The 21482-nt window shown below is 36.1% G+C and carries 12 protein-coding genes; all 12 read left to right on the top strand.

Annotation, left to right across the window (positions count from 1 at the left end):
• The first annotated feature begins 8 nt into the window (after positions 1-8).
• Positions 9-1613 (top strand): RagB/SusD family nutrient uptake outer membrane protein, encoded by a 1605-nt coding sequence (locus GKR88_08345; GenBank protein ID QMU64293.1) that lies wholly within the window; start codon positions 9-11, stop codon positions 1611-1613.
• A gap of 270 nt (positions 1614-1883) precedes the next feature.
• Positions 1884-4070: a hypothetical protein gene (locus tag GKR88_08340; GenBank protein QMU64292.1), complete on the top strand. Its 2187-nt coding sequence runs from the start codon at positions 1884-1886 to the stop codon at positions 4068-4070.
• Positions 4071-4351: 281 nt separating this feature from the next.
• Positions 4352-5347: a transposase gene (locus tag GKR88_08335; protein QMU64291.1), complete on the top strand. Its 996-nt coding sequence runs from the start codon at positions 4352-4354 to the stop codon at positions 5345-5347.
• Entirely contained in the window at positions 5325-6530 is a 1206-nt protein-coding gene (locus GKR88_08330) for a hypothetical protein (protein ID QMU64290.1), read from the top strand. Before GKR88_08335 ends, GKR88_08330 begins: the two co-directional genes overlap by 23 nt.
• 35 nt (positions 6531-6565) lie before the next feature.
• A complete protein-coding gene (locus GKR88_08325; GenBank protein ID QMU64289.1) occupies positions 6566-9937 on the top strand; it encodes a CRTAC1 family protein in 3372 nt (1123 codons plus the stop codon).
• Positions 9930-13175, top strand: a complete 3246-nt coding sequence (locus tag GKR88_08320) for a hypothetical protein (protein QMU64288.1) — start codon at positions 9930-9932, stop codon at positions 13173-13175. Before GKR88_08325 ends, GKR88_08320 begins: the two co-directional genes overlap by 8 nt.
• Positions 13168-14502, top strand: a complete 1335-nt coding sequence (locus GKR88_08315) for a phosphatase PAP2 family protein (protein ID QMU66673.1) — start codon at positions 13168-13170, stop codon at positions 14500-14502. The genes GKR88_08320 and GKR88_08315 overlap by 8 nt, the downstream gene beginning before the upstream one ends.
• A gap of 19 nt (positions 14503-14521) precedes the next feature.
• A complete protein-coding gene (locus tag GKR88_08310; GenBank protein ID QMU64287.1) occupies positions 14522-15433 on the top strand; it encodes a hypothetical protein in 912 nt (303 codons plus the stop codon).
• A gap of 16 nt (positions 15434-15449) precedes the next feature.
• Entirely contained in the window at positions 15450-16760 is a 1311-nt protein-coding gene (locus GKR88_08305; GenBank protein QMU64286.1) for an MFS transporter, read from the top strand.
• Entirely contained in the window at positions 16757-17974 is a 1218-nt protein-coding gene (locus tag GKR88_08300) for an MFS transporter (GenBank protein QMU64285.1), read from the top strand. The genes GKR88_08305 and GKR88_08300 overlap by 4 nt, the downstream gene beginning before the upstream one ends.
• The gene (locus GKR88_08295; GenBank protein ID QMU64284.1) at positions 17971-19833 is read left to right on the top strand and encodes a trehalase; all 1863 of its coding nucleotides are present in this window, start codon (positions 17971-17973) and stop codon (positions 19831-19833) included. Before GKR88_08300 ends, GKR88_08295 begins: the two co-directional genes overlap by 4 nt.
• A 69-nt stretch (positions 19834-19902) precedes the next feature.
• Positions 19903-21474, top strand: a complete 1572-nt coding sequence (locus tag GKR88_08290) for an FAD-dependent oxidoreductase (GenBank protein QMU66672.1) — start codon at positions 19903-19905, stop codon at positions 21472-21474.
• Positions 21475-21482: the final 8 nt, after the last annotated feature.

Genomic DNA, 21482 nt, shown 5'->3' with positions numbered 1-21482 from the left:
ATAAACAAATGAAAAAATTTAATTCAATAAAAAAACTACATAGTTTTTTTCTTTACTCAATTTCAGTTGCTTTGCTATTTTCTTGCACTGATCTGGAAATTAAAGAAACCGATTCAAGATTATCAAGTGGCTTTACCGGAGTTGCGGATGTAAATGCTGCTCTTGATAATGCTTATAATAGTTTAAATGGTAAAATAGGAGATCAAGCCAATCTTTTTGCTTTGAGCGAGGTAACTACGGATGCTGCTTTAATCCCTACCAGAGGTACTGACTGGGGAGATAATGGTATCTGGAGACAATTACATCAACACAACTGGACATCTCAACACCAGTATATTTTAAATGTCTGGAATCAATGGAACGAAACCCAACTACAAGGTTCACAAATTCTTGATTCGAGAAGTAATGCCAATGCACAACAAATGGGCCACGCATCTTTTTTAAGAGCTCTAGGAATGTTTATTATTTTAGATAATTTCGGACAGGTTCCGTTTAGAGATACTACAGCTCCTTCTTCTCAGAATCCCCAGGTACTTACAGGAAGTGCCGCTGTTGATTTTATTGTCAGTGATTTAGAGAGTGCTATCACCAACCTATCTGCAGAAGTTCCGGGAGCGGGAAATTCCAGAGCTAATAAAGCAGCAGCCAGGTATTTGTTAGCTAAAGTTTTATTGAACAAACACGTTTATACAGGTGCTGCTGTAAATACTACGGATATGAACCGTGTAATTTCGCTTGTCAATGAAATTGCTTCGGAAGGATATGCGTTAGTAAGCGGATATTTTGATATATTCAGAGAGCAGTTAGATAATGAAACTATATGGTTTATTCCGACATCTGTAGGGAATAGAATCTGGAATGGTCTTCATTATAACAGTGCTCCGGAAATTACAGGAGGAGGCTGGAATGGTTTCTCTACTTTAGCAGAATTCTACGACTTATTTGAAGGAGATCCTAACTCTAATGTTCAGGGTGGCTCACAAGAAGAACGTAGAGGGTTTGTGCCAAATGCCGGATTGCCTTTAGCAAGTGTTCCCGGTGGTACCGACTCTAACAGCGACGGTTTTGCCGATGGTTCTAATATAGGTTTCGGGTTTCTTATAGGGCAACAATATAATTATGACGGAACTCCTTTAACTGACCGACCCGGAGCTCCATTAGTTTTCACCAGAGAGTTTTTAGACAATAGCGGAAATGCAAGCCTGATTAATAATAATGAAAGAACAGGTATTAGAGTCATGAAATACAATCCAAGATATGGCGGATTTGCAAATCACGAAATTTTCTTTAGATTTTCCGATGCTCATTTGATGAAAGCGGAAGCAACTATGCGTTCAGGTGGAGATGCAACCGCTATGGTAAATCAATTAAGAACACTAAGAGGCGCCTCTTCTCTGGCTTCGGTTACAGAGCAAGATTTACTCAACGAAAGAGGACGTGAATTATATGCCGAGTTCTGGAGAAGAAATGATATGATACGTTTTGGGCAATATACCAAAAACTGGGAGTTTAAAGACCCTGCAGCAGTAGGTGATACCAATAAAAATGTATTCCCGATTCCGGATAGCCAACTAATATTGAATCCAAATTTAACTCAAAATCCCGGATACTAAAATTAAGTTTTTCGTATAGTATGACTTGCGATTAGATGTTTAAAAGAAGCTGTCTAAAAAGGCAGCTTCTTTTTTTGCATTAATTTTTGGGTACTATAACAGTTGAAAATTTACCTAACTCTTCTAAAACACTAAGAAAACAGTATTCTTTTTGATAAAAATAGTTTGAAAGACTTTGAGTTTTTTTACTTTGAATTCAAAAATTAAAATCACCTGTAAAATTGCTTTATAAATGACTTCTTTAGTACTTTAGTAGTTTATATTGTGTACATGCTTCAAAGAAACATCATTTATAAACTTTGCCTAGTGCTGTGTTTTTCATGCAATAAAGAGCAGCCTCAAAATCCGGGAAATCAATTTGAATTTCTTTCCTCTTCAGAAACAGGTATTCATTTTATAAATTCAATTAAAAATACGCAAGAACTTAATATACTAAACTACCTTTATTTCTATAACGGAGGAGGGGTTGCCATTGCTGATTTTAACAATGATAATTTACCGGATATATATTTTACGGCAAACCAGGGCCCGGATAAACTGTATTTAAATAAGGGGAACTTTCATTTTAATGATATTACTGAAATAGCTGCTATCGATAATAGTGAAAGTTGGACAACAGGAGTAACTACCGTAGACATTAATAATGATAAATTACTTGATATATATGTTTGCAAAGTTGGAAAACATCTGTCCGTAAAAGGGCATAATTTACTATATGTTAATCAAGGCATAAATGAAGAAGGCATTCCTACTTTCAAAGAGCAATCGGAATTATACGGCCTTAATATTGCCGCTTTTTCTACTCAGGCAGCTTTTTTTGATTATGATAAAGATCATGATTTGGATCTGTTTTTATTAAACCATTCCATATATCCGAACAGAAACTATGGGAAAGGATTTAAAAGGCAGGTAAAAGATATGGCAAGTGGTGATAGGCTTTATGAAAACAAAAATGGGGTATTTGCAGATGTCTCGGAAAATTCCGGAATTTTTCAGGGAAATATAGGATATGGTTTGGGAATAGGAATTAGTGATCTGAATAATGATAACTATCCGGATATCTATATTGGAAATGATTTCTTTGAAAATGACTACCTATATTCCAATAATAAAAATAAAACTTTTACGGAACTTATTCATAAAAACCCTTTACAATTAGGGCATACCACTCATTTTTCAATGGGTAACAGCATTGCCGATATAAATAATGACGGATTGATGGATATTGTTTCATTGGATATGCTGCCTGAAGATTTAAAAACATACAAAAGATCAGGAAAAGAATATGATTATCAGATATATCATTATTATTTAAAAAATGGGTATGCTCCTCAGTTCATGCAAAATACACTGCATATAAACCGGGGAAAATTCAATTTTTCCGAAACCGCCTATTTAAGTAACATAGCAGCTACCGAATGGTCGTGGAGTCCTTTGATTGCCGATTTTGACAATGATGGTTTTAATGATATGTATATTACCAATGGAATCCTCGGTGCTACGAATGACATGGATTTTATCAATTTCATTGCTAATGAAGAAATTCAGAAAAAAATAGCCTCCGGATTAACAAAAAGTGAATTGAAATTCATTGAAAAAATACCTAAGAAAAAAACGGCTAACTATTTTTTTAAAAATCGAAATGGGTTGCAATTTGAAAATATAACCGACCATTGGCTCCGTTTTAATAAAGATTCATACAGCAATGGAGCTTCCTATGCCGATTTAGATAATGACGGAGATTTGGATATCGTTGTCAACAATAGTAATGAAAATGCGTATATATTAAAAAACAATACATTAGAAAACCAGGGAAATACGAATTATCTAAAGGTACATTTTAAAGGTCCGGAGAAAAACAGGTACGGAATAGGATCAAAGGTTACGTTATACGCAAATCATAAAATGCTAACACGGGAAAATTATACCACTCGCGGGTATTTATCAGCCATACCTCCTCAACTTCATTTTGGGTTGGGCGAAATAATTTTGTTAGATTCATTGCGTATCACCTGGCCAAACGACAAAGAAGAAGTGATACAAAAAATAGAAGCTAATAATACCATTACTTTAGATTACCTAAACGCGAAAAGTGTATCAAAAAAAGAACGAAAAACCAACCGGCAAAAAAATATAAAACGTGTCAAAAAGATAGCTTTTAAGCATAAAGATAATACCCCGGTAGAATTTAGCAGAGATCCTTTAATTCCTTATGCACTGTCTAATTGCGGGCCTGATATTTCTATTGCCGATGTAAATAATGATCGCCTGGAGGATCTTTTTATATCAGGTGCCAAAGGCCAACCTTCTGCAATGTTTATCCAAAATGAGCAAGGAAAATTCACACGTCATCAAGAAGCACTTTTTTCTAAAACCCTTCTTAATGAAGATATCTCTCATGATTTTGGTGATATCAATAATGATGGTTATAAAGATTTAATTATTGTCAGCCTTTAGATTAGCAAATAGAAATAATTACTTAAAATAAAAACATAATAGTTATGATGAAATTTCTTTTTTTGCTTCTTTTTTTCTTTGTTAATAACTCTTATTTTGTTGATAACCAAAAACACAAAAGAACGGAGTGAACTTTAGCGGCCAGCTAGCTTTTTAGAGCCATCCCCCGTATTAGTCTCCGTTCTTTTTAAAAGTTACTTAGAACCATATAGAATTTCAGTTTCTGCCCTTATTAAAGGTCTTAGTTTAAGTAACTATTATTAATATCTAATTACAAAATTATGAAAACAAATGAAATTATCGGAATCGATGTCAGTAAATTATTAATTGATGTTTGTATCTATTCTAAACAAATTGTTCAACAGTTTGAGAACAGTAAATCTGGATTTAAATTAATGCTAAAGTGGAGTTTTAAAAATTCGTCTTTCTCTAAAGAAGAAACCATGTTTGTATTTGAACATACAGGAATGTACTCTCATTTATTATCTGTGTCTTTAACTGAACAAAAATTATCTTTTTTCATAGCTTCTGGTTTAGAAATTAAAAGATCTATTGGTATTGCTCGTGGAAAGGATGACCAAATTGATGCCAAACGCATTGCTCTATATGGGTATCGATTAAAAGAAGAACTTAAACCCAGTAAGCTACCTAAAAGAAGTATATTACAACTAAAAAGTCTCTTATCTTTAAGGACAAAACTTAACAAACAAAGAGCTGGTTTTAAAGTTACTTTGAAAGAACAAAAAAGAATTTATAAAGCAAAAGAGTATAAAATAATCTTTGACGTTCAACAAAAAATGATTGCAGAACTAACCAAACAAATACACAAGATTAATACTCAAATGCAAGCTATTATTGACCAAAATATAATGTTAAAAGAAACCTATAAACTTGTTACTAGTGTTAAAGGTATAGGAATGCAAACTGCTATAATGATGATTGTGTTTACTGACAATTTTTCAAAATTTGAAAACTGGAGAAAGTTTGCCTCTTATTGTGGTGTTGCTCCTTTTCCTTACCAATCTGGAACTAGTATTAAAGGACGTACAAAAGTCTCTCATTTGGCTAATAAAAAATTGAAAGCAATTATTAATATGTGCGCTATTTCTGCTATACAACATAACCCAGAAATGAAATTATACTATCATAAAAGAATAAAACAAGGCAAAAGTAAAATGAGTACCGTTAACATTATTAGAAACAAATTAATAGCAAGAGTGTTTGCCGTTGTCAAACGACAAACACCCTATGTAGATACTTTTAAATTTGCTGCATAAATTAGTAAAAATAATATCTCAACTTTTACTTGTTTTTATCATAGAATACGGGGGAAATGAATTTAAATCGGGTACCCCTCTTCGGCCCAGGTTGTATACCAATAACAAAGGCACATTTGTCAGAGATGTTGACCAATTCAAAGAAATTGAAATAAACGGATCTAAAGTAAAGTTTATCGATTTTGACAATGACAATGATTTGGATCTTTGCATTACTTCCGATGTAGAAAAAACCGTTTTTGGGAAATCCGCTCAACAATACCTTTTCGAAAATGACGGAACAGGAAACTTCCGGGATGTTACCAAAACAATAGCTCCGGGTTTCCAACGCATAGGCAATGTAAAAGATGTAGTATTCGAAGATCTTAACGGAGATCGTAAAAAAGATCTTATCGTGATAGGCCATTGGATGCCTGTTACTATCTTTTTAAATGTAAATAATCAATTTATAAAATCTTATTTCGGTGGGTTGGAAAAATCAAACGGATGGTGGAATACGATCAAAGCAAACGATTTTGACCGGGATGGAGATGTAGATCTCATAGTGGGTAATTGGGGGTTAAATTCCAGATTACAAGCCTCGGAAGATTTACCTGTAACCTTATACAGTTACGATTTTGATGATAACGGATATAAAGACCCTGTTATCAGCTATTACTACAAAGGAGAAGAAACGCTTTTTTCGTCCAAAGAAGAATTAGCGAAACAACTTCCATCAATCAATAAAAAATACCTTACTCATGAATCCTTTGCCAATGCAAGTTTTAAGGATATTCTTACAACTTCAAAACTGCGTAAATCTGAGAAAAAAAGGGTATACGAATTGGCTACCTGTTATTTTGAAAATTTAGGGCAACAGAAATTCAAAAAACAGCCCTTCCCCTATTTTGGTCAAATTTCAGCTATCAATGACATCTTTGTATATGATTTCAACAAAGATGCTTATCCTGACATTATGTTAGCGGGTAATAATTATGAATTAAACACACAATTAAGTAAATTAGACGCCTCGCACGGGGAAGTTCTTATAAACGATCAAAAAGGAGGTTTTTCTTATGTTCCGTACTATCATTTTGGAATTCAGGGAACAGTACAGGCCCATAGAAAAATAAAGATAAAAGATAAAACGTACTTATTGGTTGCCAGAAATAATGACAGTATTTTAAGTTATATAATTGAATAAATATGTTTGATAAATAAAACTTTTTAAAAATTCCAATGAATCATATATCCAAACCATTTACATATAGTACTCGTGTCTTTTTCATTGTATTGACACTGATATTTACTTCATGTGAAAAAGCAAAGGAAAATAATGAAAAAACTGAAAAGAATATCCTTTTTACTGCCCTGCCTGCCTCTAAAACAGGTATTCAATTTGTAAATAAGGTAGTAAACCAAAAAAACTTCAATATTTTTAAATACAGAAATTTTTATAACGGAGGCGGTGTTGCCATAGGTGATATTAATAATGACGGGCTGGCCGATATATATATGACAGCAAATATGGAGGCTAATAAATTATATTTAAACAAAGGTGATTTTACGTTTGAAGATATTTCTGCTGCTGCCGGAGTAGAAGGAAACAAACCATGGTCTACCGGTGTTAATATGGTAGATATAAACAATGATGGCCTTTTAGATATATATGTAAGCAATGCCGGAAATTTAAAAGGAGATAATCATGATAATGACCTTTACATCAACAACGGCGACCTTACTTTTACTGAAAAAGCCAAAGAATACAATTTGGCTCATACCGGATTTTCAACTCATGCCGCTTTTTTTGATTATGACAAAGACGGCGACCTGGATGCTTATATATTAAATAACAGCAATATTCCGGTGAGTAGCCTTAAATTTGCCAAGCAAAGAGAACAAAGGGCACAAAACTGGAAAAATGTTCCGGATATCTTCAGAGGAGTGGGTGATATGCTATTGAGAAATGACAGCAATACATTTACAGATGTAAGTGAAGAAGCAGGGATCTATGGTAGTTTGATTGGATTTGGTTTAGGAGTCATGATCAGTGATATTAATCAGGATGGTTATCCCGATATTTATGTATCCAACGATTTTTACGAAAGAGATTATTTATATATTAACAACCGGGATGGAACCTTTAGAGAAGAAATAAAAAACTGGACCCCTCATCTTTCCCTGTCGGCAATGGGTATAGATATGGCAGATATCAATAATGATGGTCTGGCAGATATCTTTATTACGGACATGCTTCCCGACGGTGATCAAAGAGTCAAATCTGTCATGGAGTTTGAAGGATATGATGTTTTCAAACTAAAACAGAGCAGAGATTTTTACCAGCAATACATTCAAAATACTTTACAACTCAATAATGGAAACGGGAGTTTTTCCGAAATAGCTTATTATAGCGGTATTTCTGCCACCGACTGGAGTTGGGCAGGGCTTTTATTTGACATGGATAATGACGGCTATCGCGATATCTATGTCACGAATGGTATTAACCACGACCTTACTGATCTGGATTTTGTTGATTTTTTTGCCAATGAGATTATCCAGAAAATGGCCCTTACCGGAAAAAAAGAAGCCATCGATTCTATCATTAATAAAATGCCCGTAGTTCCGTTACCCAATTATGCTTATAGAAACAACAAAGATTTGACTTTTAAAAACATGGCCAAACAATGGGGTTTGGGTACACCCGGTATGTCTAACGGAGCTGCTTACGGAGATTTGGATAATGACGGAGATTTAGACCTCGTAGTAAACAATGTCAACATGGAAGCATTTGTCTATAGGAATAATACTTCAGAGAAGACAGGTAATCATTACATCAAACTCAAGTTCAAAGGAAAAGAGAAAAACCTGTTTGCAGTAGGTACCCGAGTAAAATTATTTTCCGGGAGCAGTATCACCTACCAGGAACTCGTTCCGTTCAGAGGCTTTCAATCATCTATGGAATATACTATGACTGTGGGATTAGGCAAAGCCAATACGATCGATTCCATACATGTTATCTGGTCGGATGACTCTTTTACTCGTTTGCAAAATGTACAGGCAAACCAAACTTTGCAACTTTCCCAGTCAGAAGCTACTCAAAAATATGTAGTGCCTAAAAAACACCCTTCACAAAACACCCAATTACAAAAACTGGAGAATACAAAACTCATAGCTCATGAAGAAAATGCTTATAATGATTTTAACTACGAAGGCCTTATCAGCCATCAATTATCACAAGAAGGGCCTGCTCTAAGTATTGCAGATATTAATAATGACGGACACGAAGATATTTTTATCGGTGGGTCTAGAGGGCAACCGGCTACCATCTATTATCATAAAGGGTCAGGGAGATTACAACCTTACCTACCCAAAGCTTTTGAGGAAGACCGTGAATTTGAAGATACTGCCGCTGCTTTTTTTGATGCGGATCAGGACGGTGATATGGACCTTATGGTCGGGTCGGGGGGTAACGAAGTCGGCAATCAACCCAAAATGAAAAATCGACTTTACTTGAACGATGGTAAAGGCGGGTTTTCAAAATCGTCGGTCAATATTCCTTCTTCTGCAGATAATGTTTCCGTCATTGCTCCAAATGATTTTGATGAAGACGGCGATATGGATCTTTTTATAGGTTCCAGAAGCGTGGTAAGCCACTATGGTATCAACCCTACACATGTATTCCTGGAAAATCAAGGAGATGGAACCTTTAAAAATGCTACGGAACGCATTGCATATCACGTAAAAAAAGCCGGTATGATTACAGATGCGTTATGGGTGGATATCAATCAGGATCGCAAAAAAGACCTGATCACGGTTTCCGACTGGGGAACACCTAAAATATTTGTCAACCGAGGAGGCAGACGGCTTTCTTTATTAAAATCGTCTTTAGACAGCTTGCACGGATGGTGGAAAGCCATAAAAGAAGCCGATTTGGACAATGACGGAGATATCGATTTTATCATGGGAAATCAAGGTAAAAATCTGCATTACATCCCTGAAAAAGGCAGTCCCATGAAAATCTGGATCAACGATTTTGACAATAACGGAACCATTGAGCAAATCATGACTCAGACAATTGATGGTAAAGATTATCCTCTCCATCAGAAAAAAGAACTGGTAGCTCAGTTATTATCCTTAAAAAAAGAAAATTTAAAAGCTTCCGATTACGCGAAAAAAACCATTCAGGAACTTTTTTCAAAAGAAATCATAAACAATTCGGAAGTAAAATATGTAGAAGTTTCCGAATCTTTGGTAGCTATTAACCAGGGAAACGGAGTGTTTACAACCAAAGAGTTACCGGTAAGAACGCAATTATCCTGTATCTGCGACATCGTATGTATAGATGTAAATAAAGATGGTTATCTCGATCTTGTAATGGGTGGTAACGATTACGAGTTTAAACCGCAATATTCGAGACTGGATGCCGGATACGGAGATGTTTTACTCAACGACGGAAACCATAACTTTTTGTGGCAGGACTATGATAAAAGCGGTTTCTTTATCAAAAATGAAGTAAAACATATCAAAACATTTAAAGATCGTTCGGGAAAAACCTTTTTATTTTTAGCAATAAATAATGATATTCCAAAAATATTTTCAGTTAATGAATAAAATTGTACTATTGATTTTCGGATTTGTCTTTATCTGTGCATGCAATAGGGAGCAGACCTTATTTAAAAACAAAAAGGTCGATACTACCGGTATTGTTTTTAACAATAAAATAAATGCCACGGATGAACTGAATATCCTGGACTATCTGTATTTTTATAATGGTGGCGGAGTTGCGGTAGGAGATATTAATAATGATGGGCTTCCCGACATCTACTTTACGGCAAACCAGTCTGAAAACGCATTGTATCTAAACAAAGGAAACTGGCAATTTGAAGATATAACAGATCAGGCAGGAGTAGCCGGAAAAAACAGTTGGGATACCGGTACGGTCATGGCAGATGTTAATAATGATGGTTTTTTAGATATTTATACTTGTGCAGTGGTAGGTATCAACGGATTTGAAGGGCACAATCAACTTTTTATTAACAATGGAGATAATACTTTTACGGAAAAATCAGCAGCTTACGGATTGGATTTTGACACTTTTAGCTCCACTGCTGCTTTCTTTGACTATGATCTGGACGGCGATCTGGACATGTACCTGTTAAATCATGCAGTACATACACAAAACTCTTTTGGCAAAGCATCACTAAGAGAGCAAAGAAATTATGAGGCCGGAGATAGATTGATGCGAAATGATGGCCACACATTTACAGACGTAAGTGAAGAAGCAGGAATTTATGGAGGTATTAACAGTTATGGATTGGGGCTTGCCATTTCCGATTTTAACAAAGACGGATATCCTGATATCTATGTAGGAAATGATTTTCATGAAGATGACTATTACTATCTGAATCAGGGAGATGGCACTTTTAAAGAATCCCTGCGAACATATTTTGGGCATATTACCAGATTCTCTATGGGAAATGATGTGTCAGACATTAATCGTGACGGATGGCCCGATTTAATGACCTTAGATATGCTTCCTCAAGACGAATCTGTACTCAAATCTACGGAAGGCGATGATAATTTTCAGACCCTCAAACTCAGGACAGAACGTTTTGGATATTATTATCAGTATACTCGTAATATGCTTCATATCAATCAAAAAAAGCAGCCATTCATGGAAACCGCACTGTTGAGTGGTGTAGCTGCAACCGATTGGAGTTGGAGTGTTTTGATAGAAGATTACAATCAGGACGGACATCAGGATATGTTTATTTCCAATGGGATTCCCAAAAGGCCTAATGATCTCGATTTCATTCGGTTTGTTTCCAGTGAAAAGATCAAAAATAAAATAAATCAAACCAAATTGGTAGACAAAGAGGCGCTGAATCTAATGCCTTCAGGAAAAGTACATAATTATATCTTTGAAGGGACGTCTACTCTCAAATTCAATGATAAGTCAGGTGCCTGGATGTCAAAAGATGCCCTGGTATCAGGAGCAACTGCTTTTGGCGATTTTGACAACGATGGAGATTTAGACCTCGTAATCAACAACTTAAATAGTCAGGCCGGTATCTTAGAAAACCTGGCAGACCAAAAAACAAACTACTTAAAATTAAAATTCACATACACGGAAAAGAACCCTCAGGGAATAGGAACCAAAGTATACTCATATCACAACGAGGGTACGCTGCAATTCAAAGAACTATTCACTTCCAGAGGGTTTCAAGCCAGTTCACAACCTATTATTCATTTTGGCTATGGGAATTATACTACCATAGATTCGCTAAGGATTATATGGCCAAATGGTACACCGCAATTAGTAAAAGAACTTCCTGTTAATCAAGATTTAACAATCCCCTATCAAGAAGAGATGCCCTCTTATAAGATGCCCAAGAATCAAAACAAAGTGCTCTTTACCAGGGTATCTCACAACTTTAACATAACATATACGCATAAAGAAGACTCTTATGTAGATTTTCACAGGCAACCTCTTATTCCCTTTAAAGTATCCGAATCGGGACCCGCTGTTGCCGTAGGAGATCTGAATGAAGACGGCAAAGAAGATCTGTTTTTCGGAAGTTCAAAATACGCTCCTTCGCAAATCTATATTCAAACAGCAAACGGATTTGAATTACAGCAATTGCCAAATACTAAAAAAGATAGTATTACGGAAGACGTATCCGCAGTCATTTCAGATTTTAACAACGACCAAAAAAACGATATTTTTATTGCCACCGGAGGAGCGGATTTCTCAAGAGTGCAACCGGCACTGCTAGATAGGGTTTTACTGAATAAAGACTCCCTACAAGCAATTGAATATATAAAAGAACTAAATGAAAATGCCTCCGTAGTCATTGCCAATGACGTAGACGGAGATAATGATACGGATGTATTTATAGGAAACCATGTAGTTACCAATAATTACGGAGAAATTCCCATGTCCTATGTTTTGTATAACCACAAAGGGGCGTTCTCCAAAGACAGCATTCAAAAGCTCCCGATAGGGATGGTAACCCATGCTATCTGGTCGGATTTTGACCAGGACGGGATTCAGGATATAATTGCTGTGGGAGAATGGATGCCTCCTGTATTTTTAAAAAACGAAAATGGAAAATTTGCCCGAAAAGAACTCCTTGACCAACCTTTAAACGGACTTTGGCAGGCAATTATAGCTTTTGATATTGATCAGGATGGCGATCAGGATTACCTACTGGGAAATTGGGGTCACAATACAAAATTAACGGCTACCGCTCAAAAGCCTCTGATGCTCTATCACAATGACTTTGATAAGAATGGCATAAACGAGCCCGTTATAGCCCATTATAAACAAGGGGGGTACTACCCTATTACCTCTTTCGATGAACTCAGTGGGCAAATGCCCCATTTGCGAAAGAAATATCCCGCATATAGAGCATTTGCAGGGAAAACCGTTGAAGAAATATTTGGAAAGAAAAATTTAAAAGCCGGCAAAACGCTAAAAGTACATACATTAAGTTCCGGATACCTGGAAAATAATGCAGGAAAATTCCGTTTTATCCCTTTTGGGAATAAGATGCAGATAGCCCCTATCAAAGCTTTTTTGAAATCGGATTTTGATGGCGATACAGCTGAAGAAGTATTGGCTGCCGGTAATTTCTTTGGGGTTACTCCTTATCACGGGAGATTTGATACTTTTCCCGGAGCACTTATCAAAAACCCAACAACTATCATTTCAGGAAATGAACTGGGTCTGGATGTAAGCTTAAAATCTACCAGACACCTGAATCTTATAAATATCAATAATACGCCTTATTTATTAATTACTTTTAATAACCAAAAACCTCAGATATATGCAATTGAAAATGAGTAAAAAACCATTTTTATCAGGAAGTTTTATCATCGCTGTTTTTATTGTTTCCTGTAAAAAAGAAACACCCATTACCATAGACACTATCGATTTTTACCATAGTGTAGATAAGGTAACAGAAATAATGGTTCACGACATATTTTCGCCGCCTGTTGCCAGCAGAATATATGTATATCCGAACATTGCAGCTTATGAAATTATCTCACAAAAGGGAAACTTTACACCTTTGAGTGGTCAATTGAAAGGGTTACACCCCATTCCAAAACCTGAAAATGAGAACATCAACCTGGATCTGGCAGCCTTAATTGCTCATATCGAAATAAGCAAAACGCTCATTTTTTCCGAAGAAAAAATCAGTAGCTACAGAGACAGTCTTTTCAGTGTATGGAAACAAAAGAACGGCAAAGAATTTAATACCTCTAAAAATTATGCTACAAAGGTAATAGACCATATAAAAGAATGGATGGGTAAAGATAATTATGCGCAAATACCCACGATGCCAAAGTTCCAGGTAAAAATTGACGATCCTTCACGGTGGCAGCCAACGCCTCCTGCTTATATGAACGGAATTGAACCACATTGGAATAAAATCAGAACTTTAGTATTAGATTCTGCCGCACAATTCAAACCTGCCAAACACCCGCCGTTTTCCCTGGAAAAAAACAGTGCATTTTATAAAGAACTCATAGAAGTATACGATATTAGTCGGGAAATCACGAAAAAGGGAGACAGCTCGGAAGAGATTCAAATTGCTCAGTTTTGGGATTGTAACCCTTATATTTCCATAACCAGAGGGCATTTGATGTTTGCCACAAAAAAAATAACTCCGGGAGCTCACTGGATTGGTATTACAAAAATAGCCTGTAAAAAAAGTAAGTATGATTTTGAAAATGCCGTACATGCATTCACGAAAACATCAATAGGGCTTTTTGAAGGATTTATCAGTTGCTGGGATGAAAAATATCGAAGCAATCTGGTACGACCGGAAACGTTAATCAATGAATACATAGATGACAGTTGGCAACCCATTTTGCAAACTCCTCCTTTTCCCGAATATACCAGTGGGCATTCTGTGATATCAGGAGCCGCTTCGGTGGTACTTACCTCTATTTTCGGTGAAAATTTCAACTTCGATGATGACACGGAAATTCCGTACGGATTACCCGTTCGTTCGTTTTCTTCTTTTGAGCAAGCAGCAAATGAAGCAGCCATAAGCAGGCTCTATGGAGGGATTCACTATAAAGCCGCAATAGATATAGGTGTAAAACAAGGACGAGATATAGGGAAATATGTTGTTGAAAAACTGATAACAAATCCTGAAAAACAGTAGTTAAAAATAGCACAACTTCGTGAAAAAAAAACAACTCATATATGCTATTTCGGGTGTACTGGTAGCTGCTGCAATCTGGTATTTCTTTATAAAAAAGTACGACTACCGGGTAACCTTTGAAACGAGTAATGCTCCGGGCGTAGTTTACCATAAATTATCCAATTGGAATATATGGCCCGGTTCAAAAGCCAAAAAAACTCAAATTTTAAGTAAACAGGCATTTTCAAAAGTAGCCTTACAAATAAAAGAAAACGATTCTATCATGCTTATAGATTGGCAATTTTACAGCATATCAGATTCCATTACAAAAGTATATGCCTGTTTTAAAGATAAAAATCACAGTATTTATCAAAAATTCAAATTGCTTTTTGGTAAGACCGATTTTGTAAGAAAAAGTATTCGAATCGCAAAAAAGATACGAAACGAATTAAAATCCCATGAGTTAAAATACAAGGTCAGTACTCCCGAAAAAGCAACTATCCCTGAAAAGTACTGTGCCTGTGTATCTTCTTCCGGGAAATTACTTTCAAAAGCAAGCCAGATGATAGAAAAAAACCCGATTTTGTTGGATTTTTTAAGATTAAATGAAATTCCCATTACGGAATATCCTCTATTACAGGTTACCCAATGGCATCAAAAAAAGGAAACGATCGATTTTGATTTTTGCTTTCCTATTCCTAAAAAAAAGGAATATAAATTGCTAAAAGATATCGTATTAAAAACGATTCCCGAAAGAGAAGCGCTTAAAATAGTCTTTAACGGCAATTATATGCTTTCAGACAGGGCCTGGTTCAGTATGATAGCATATACAGCTAGAAACCGGATAGCTATAGAGCTCTACCCCGTAGAGTTTTATTACAATGACCCTCATTCGGGAACCAGTGAATTGACCTGGAAAACAGATGTGTTCTTCCCTTTAAAACAGCAATAATGAACTTAAATACAATATGATGATTAAAAAACCACAGTTATCTTTTTGGCAAATATTAAATATGAATGTTGGATTTCTGGGAATCCAGTACAGTTTTGGGCTACAACAAACTGCAATAAATCCCATATTCCTATATTTGGGCGCATCGGAAGAGATGCTACCTATTTTAAATATTGCCGGGCCTGTAACCGGCCTTATCGTTCAGCCAATCATTGGTGCCATGTCAGATAAAACTTGGTCTCCTCGTTGGGGGAGACGCAAGCCTTATTTTTTGATAGGAGCATTACTGGGTAGCCTGTGTTTGTTTGCATTTCCTCATAGCCCTGTCCTTTGGTTTGCTGTAGGATTATTATGGATTTTAGATGTTGGGAATAATATGGCTATGGAACCCTACAGAGCTTTTGTAGGTGATAAATTACCTGAAAAACAATTGAACTTAGGTTACCAAATGCAAAGTTTATTTGTAGGGGCAGGAATTTTATTAGCTAATGGTTCCATTGTTTTATTTCAATATTTATTTGGGGGAGAATCTGTTGAAGAAGCAGGTACTATTCCGCAATGGTTGTATTATTCGTTCTATATTGGGGGTATTCTATCATTAACAACTATTTTATGGTCTGTACTTAAAACTCCGGAAATTCCTCCTACAGAAGAAGAAATGAAAGAAGTAAATAAAATGAAGATGTTACCTTTAAGTCAACGTGTCATAAAGCCTTTTATAGAAATAGTTGACGCAATTAAAGATATGCCAAAATTTATGTGGAAAATAGGAGCTGTTTATTTATTTCAATGGTACGCACTCTTTATTTATTGGCAGTTTATTACGCCGCTCTTTAAATTAACGTTGGGTTATTCTACTTCCGAAGCGGCTTCTCAAGCTGCAAAAATGAGCCTTACTTACAATACTGCTACTATGTTGATTGCCATGGCACTAGTACCCTTAACCACTCGTTTTGGTGGTAAAAAGATTTATGGCTTAAGTTTGGTGAGCACGGCAATAGCCTTGTTTTGTATCCCATCTATCAGCGATCCAAATCTGGTTTTGATTCCAATGATACTATTTGGAATTGGTTGGGCCGCTATGATGGGAATACCGTACACCATGGTATCTAAAGTTGTTCCGCAAGACAGACGAGGTGTATACATGGGTATCTTAAATATGATGATTGTCATTCCAATGGGCATTCAAACCCTCACATTTGGGCCTATTTATAAGTATCTTTTGGGAGGAAATGCTATCAACGCTATTTTATTTGCCGGAGTGTTCTTTATCATTGCTTCTTTATTAGCCATCCGTTTAAATATCCGTAAAACCGAAGCTCAATGAAAAATATAGGAATTAAAATATCGCTCTTTCTCATCTATTTTGTTTTTGCAGCACTCTTAAATAGTGTAGGAATTTTAATTGAACGTTCTCAAGAGGTATATGGAGTTTCCAAAGATAGTGCTGCTCTTCTTGAGTTATTTAAAGACATACCCATTGCTATTATTTCCTTTATCATAGGTTCTTTTTTACCCAAAATAGGTTATAAAAAAGGAATGCTTTTTGCATTGGCTTTTGTATTTTTAGGTTGTTTGGGAATGTATTATGGCAATGCTTTTTGGGTAGTTAAAATACTATTTGCCGTAACAGGAATGTCATTTGCTATTGTAAAAGTATCTGTGTATGCTTTAATAGGATATGCAACAAATACAAAAAAAGATCACAGCCAACTGATGAGTTATATAGAAACTACCTTCATGGTGGGCATCATTTTTATGTATACTGTTTTTCCTTTATTCTATAGTGATACAGATCCCAATGGATGGTTAAGAGGATATGTACTCATGGCGGCCATTATCGGGATCTCTTTTTTCATTATCCTGCTATCAAAATTCAACCTCCATATAGAAGAAACAACAACAACATTACGTCAGGATTTTAGCAATATGCTTCAACTATTTAAAACGCCCGTCATATGGTTGTTTGCTGTTTTTGCTTTTTTTTATGTAATGACTGAACAGGGTATCATGACCTGGTTACCTACATTTAATAAAGAAACTCTAAACATCAAAGCAAAATTAGCATCGCAGATGGCAGTTATATTAATGGCTTCATTTGCTTTTGGGAGGTTTATTACCGGGTTGCTAATTAAAAAAATTAAATGGGTTTACATCGCCACTACAGGGTTGCTTTTAGCTGTTGTTTTAGTGCTTTTGATACTTCCTATGGCAAGTAATGTTCCCAATCAAACTGCGGGGAAATTAAGTGATTTGCCTTTAGTATCATTTTTATTCCCTATGATTGGGCTGTTCTTAGCTCCTTTGTACCCCTTGATAAGCTCTACGGTACTTTCCAATACCGATAAATCTCAACATAGCTCATTAGCTGGAATCTTAACATTTTTCTCTGCTGCAGGCGGAACCATCGGGTCATTTATCATTGGAAGTTTATTCGATCTGTTAGGAGGAAATAATGTTTTTTATCTTTCACTCGTTCCCATGGCTATTATCCTTTTTGCTATCTTCAGACTAAACAAGTTAGTAACCCATAATCTATGATTTTTGAATTTGATATTGAACAAACTTTAGAGCGGCTTTTAGAACAAGAGGACACCGACGGTGATAAAAAAATTACGGTAGAAGACAAAGGCCCCAAATCTTTTACTGTTTTTTACAACGAAAAATCTTATAAAATAAAAGGAACGTACCATCTTTCCAACCTTCTGCAAGAACTGGTCATTCAAAAACTGGAAGGAAAAGCAATTGCAAAGATTCCTCTTAAAAAAATTGAAGAACTCCCTACCGATAGAATTTCCCGAATGATCAAAGAATACTATTGGAACGGACTTACCAGAACTATGGACAAATCCGGGATCAAAAGACTCACTAGCGATACCAAAAACAAATCATTAACCTCTGACGTACTGCCTGTTTATGTCCCTTTCAAAGATGATATAGCCTATAAATACTATACTGATTTAGAGAAAACGCTCCCCATCAAAACCATACGGTTACCGGAAAACATTACTCCGGAATACGTAAAATCCATCAACAAATCTCCCGGAATTTTGAGTTTAAGATTAGAACAAAAAGAAAAGGAAGTTGTTGGAATACCTTTTGTTGTTCCCGGAGGACGATTTAATGAAATGTATGGCTGGGACAGTTATTTTGAAGCTGTGGGACTGATGGTGGATGGAAAAGTAACCTTAGCCAAAAGTATGGCAGATCATTTTCAATATCAGATAGAACATTACGGAAAAATCTTAAATGCCAATCGTTCTTACTACCTGACCAGGACACAACCGCCTTTTTATTCTAGCCTCATCAGAGAAGTTTATGAAGTAACCAAAAATAAAAATTGGTTGAAAAGCCATTTGGAAACAGCTATCAAAGCCTACGAGACCATCTGGATGGTAGATGGTAAAAGGAAAACTGAAAATGGGTTAAATCGTTATCTGGCAGAAGGAATAGGAATTCCTCCGGAAACCGAAGAAGGGCATTTTGATGCAATTATTGAACCTTTTGCTAATAAAAAAGGATTGACAATTACCGAATATATTGAGGCTTATGATAATGGGAGTATCCAAAACCCATTATTAGACCTTTATTTTTTGCATGACAGATCGGTAAGAGAATCCGGACACGATACATCGTATAGGCTTGATGGAAATTGTGCCGATCTTAACCTTGTAGACCTCAACTGTATGCTCTACAAATACGAAACTGATTTTGCGGAACTCATACAAAACGAGTTTGACGACCTGTTTGCTATGGGAGATCAAACGCTCACCGGTAATTATTGGATGAAAAAGGCAAAAATACGAAGAGAACTGGTCGATCAATATTTGTGGAACGCGATCAAAGGAATGTATTTTGACTATGATACAAAACTTCAAAAACGATCTGATTTCATCGCTGCCACTACGCTACTTCCTTTATGGTGTAAACTGGCATCCAAAGAACAAGCAACACAACTCGTAAAAAATGCGATACCACAATTATTACAACAAGGAGGCATTGCCGGGAGTACCCAAAAAAGTATTGGTGAAATTTCAGAAAAAAGACCACAGAGACAATGGGATTATCCGAATGGTTGGGCTCCACACCAAATGATGATCTGGAAAGGCTTGTTAAATTACGAATATGAAAATCTTGCCCAAGAGCTGATCTACAGGTGGTTGTATATGATCACCCGAAATGCAGTAGATTACAACGGAACCATTCCTGAAAAATACGATGTTGTAGCAGCTACTCATAAAGTCTTTGCAGAATACGGAAATGTAGGAACAGATTTTTCGTACATAACCCGGGAAGGATTCGGATGGATGAATGCTTCTTATCAATATGGATTATCTTTGTTACAAAAAGAGTACCGCTCTTTGTTGGACAAATTGGAACATCCTGATCATGTTTTTTAAACCTTTATACCAATATATAATCCACAGGTTTTAAGTATCTGTGAGGTTATCAAACAGCAATACCTATTGATCTCAAGAGAAAAACAACTTAAAAAATTAAAGGAAGTAACTGAATGGGACATCATTGTCATTGGTGGTGGTGCCAGTGGCTTGGGCATCGCTTTGGATGCTGTTACCAGAGGTTTTTCGACAGTACTTTTTGAGCATGTAGATTTCGGCAAGGGGACTTCCGGCAGAAGTACCAAGTTAGTGCATGGTGGTGTCAGATATCTTGCGCAAGGAAACATCAGTTTGGTAAAAGAAGCATTAAAGGAGCGAGGAATTCTCTCAAAAAATGCCAAACACCTTTTTAAAAATCAAACTTTCATCATCCCTTGTTATCAATGGTGGGAAAATTTCTATTACACCATAGGTTTAAAAATATATGATTTTCTGGCCAAAAAGCTAAGCCTGGGAAAATCGACATGGATCCGTAAAAAAGAAATGACAAAAAGGTTCTCTACCTTAAAACGATCAAAACTCTCCGGAGGTGTTGTTTACCATGACGGTCTGTTTGATGATGCTCGCCTCGCCGTAAACCTGGCACAAACATCCGTACAACATGGAGCAACCGTATTAAATTATACCAAAGTAATTAATTTGATAAAAAATCATACAGGCACTATTCAAGGTGTTCTTGTAGAGGATAAAGAAACTTGCGAAGTCTATACGGTAAAAGGCAAAGTCGTTGTCAATGCTACCGGTGTTTTTGCCAACAAGATCTTTAAATTGAACGGTCGCAAAAAAAGAGAGTTAAAAGTAGTTCCCAGTCAAGGGATACATCTTGTTTTAGATACTTCTTTTTTAAACAGCAAACATGCTTTAATGATTCCAAAAACTTCTGACGGCAGAGTACTTTTTATAGTTCCCTGGCATGGAAAACTCATTGTTGGAACAACAGATACACCCATTACCAAACCAAGTTATGAACCCAAAGCTTTTGATGAAGAAATCGATTTCATTTTACAAACTGCCGCTGCCTATCTGGTAAAAGTTCCCGGGAGAAAAGATGTACTTTCTGTATTTGCGGGATTGCGACCTTTAGTTGCTCCCGAAGGTGATAAGAAAAATACTAAAGAAATATCAAGAGGGCATAAAATCATCGTTTCTGAAACCGGATTGATTTCCATTCTAGGCGGCAAATGGACCACTTACAGGAAAATGGCAGAAGAGGTCATGGATAAAGCAATTGAAGTTCATGGTTTATTGAACAAGTTTTCAGTTACAGAAACGTTTTCAATTCATGGCAGTATTGACAATCAGTTACGCCCGGAAGATTCGCACTGGGATGTTTACGGAAGTGATGCTGAAAACCTCCAAAGATTCATCCAAACCAAAGAAGTTTATGCACAGAAAATTCATCCTCAATATGATTATACAGTGGGTGAAATTGTTTGGTTCATTCAAAATGAAATGGCAAGAACTGTTGAAGATATTCTGGCTCGCAGAATACGGTTGCTCTTTTTAGATGCAAAAGCAGCTGTAGAATCAGCTCCAAAAATATCTGAAATTTTGGCAAAAGAATTGGACAAAGATACTCACTGGGCTAATACCCAAACCGAAGAGTTTATTGCTTTGGCTAAAAATTACCTATTGAATTAATCCAAAAA

The organism is Flavobacteriaceae bacterium, assembly GCA_014075215.1.
GTDB lineage: Bacteria > Bacteroidota > Bacteroidia > Flavobacteriales > Flavobacteriaceae > Polaribacter.
The sequence above is the reverse complement of the archived record's forward strand: the minus strand, read 5'-3'. Positions and strand labels throughout refer to the sequence as shown.

Coding starts and splice junctions, on each gene's coding strand:
- GKR88_08305 (QMU64286.1), top strand. CDS start 15,450: ATGATGATTAAAAAACCACAGTTATCTTTTTGGCAAATATTAAATATG.
- GKR88_08295 (QMU64284.1), top strand. CDS start 17,971: ATGATTTTTGAATTTGATATTGAACAAACTTTAGAGCGGCTTTTAGAA.
- GKR88_08300 (QMU64285.1), top strand. CDS start 16,757: ATGAAAAATATAGGAATTAAAATATCGCTCTTTCTCATCTATTTTGTT.
- GKR88_08345 (QMU64293.1), top strand. CDS start 9: ATGAAAAAATTTAATTCAATAAAAAAACTACATAGTTTTTTTCTTTAC.
- GKR88_08340 (QMU64292.1), top strand. CDS start 1,884: ATGCTTCAAAGAAACATCATTTATAAACTTTGCCTAGTGCTGTGTTTT.
- GKR88_08335 (QMU64291.1), top strand. CDS start 4,352: ATGAAAACAAATGAAATTATCGGAATCGATGTCAGTAAATTATTAATT.
- GKR88_08315 (QMU66673.1), top strand. CDS start 13,168: ATGAGTAAAAAACCATTTTTATCAGGAAGTTTTATCATCGCTGTTTTT.
- GKR88_08320 (QMU64288.1), top strand. CDS start 9,930: ATGAATAAAATTGTACTATTGATTTTCGGATTTGTCTTTATCTGTGCA.
- GKR88_08325 (QMU64289.1), top strand. CDS start 6,566: ATGAATCATATATCCAAACCATTTACATATAGTACTCGTGTCTTTTTC.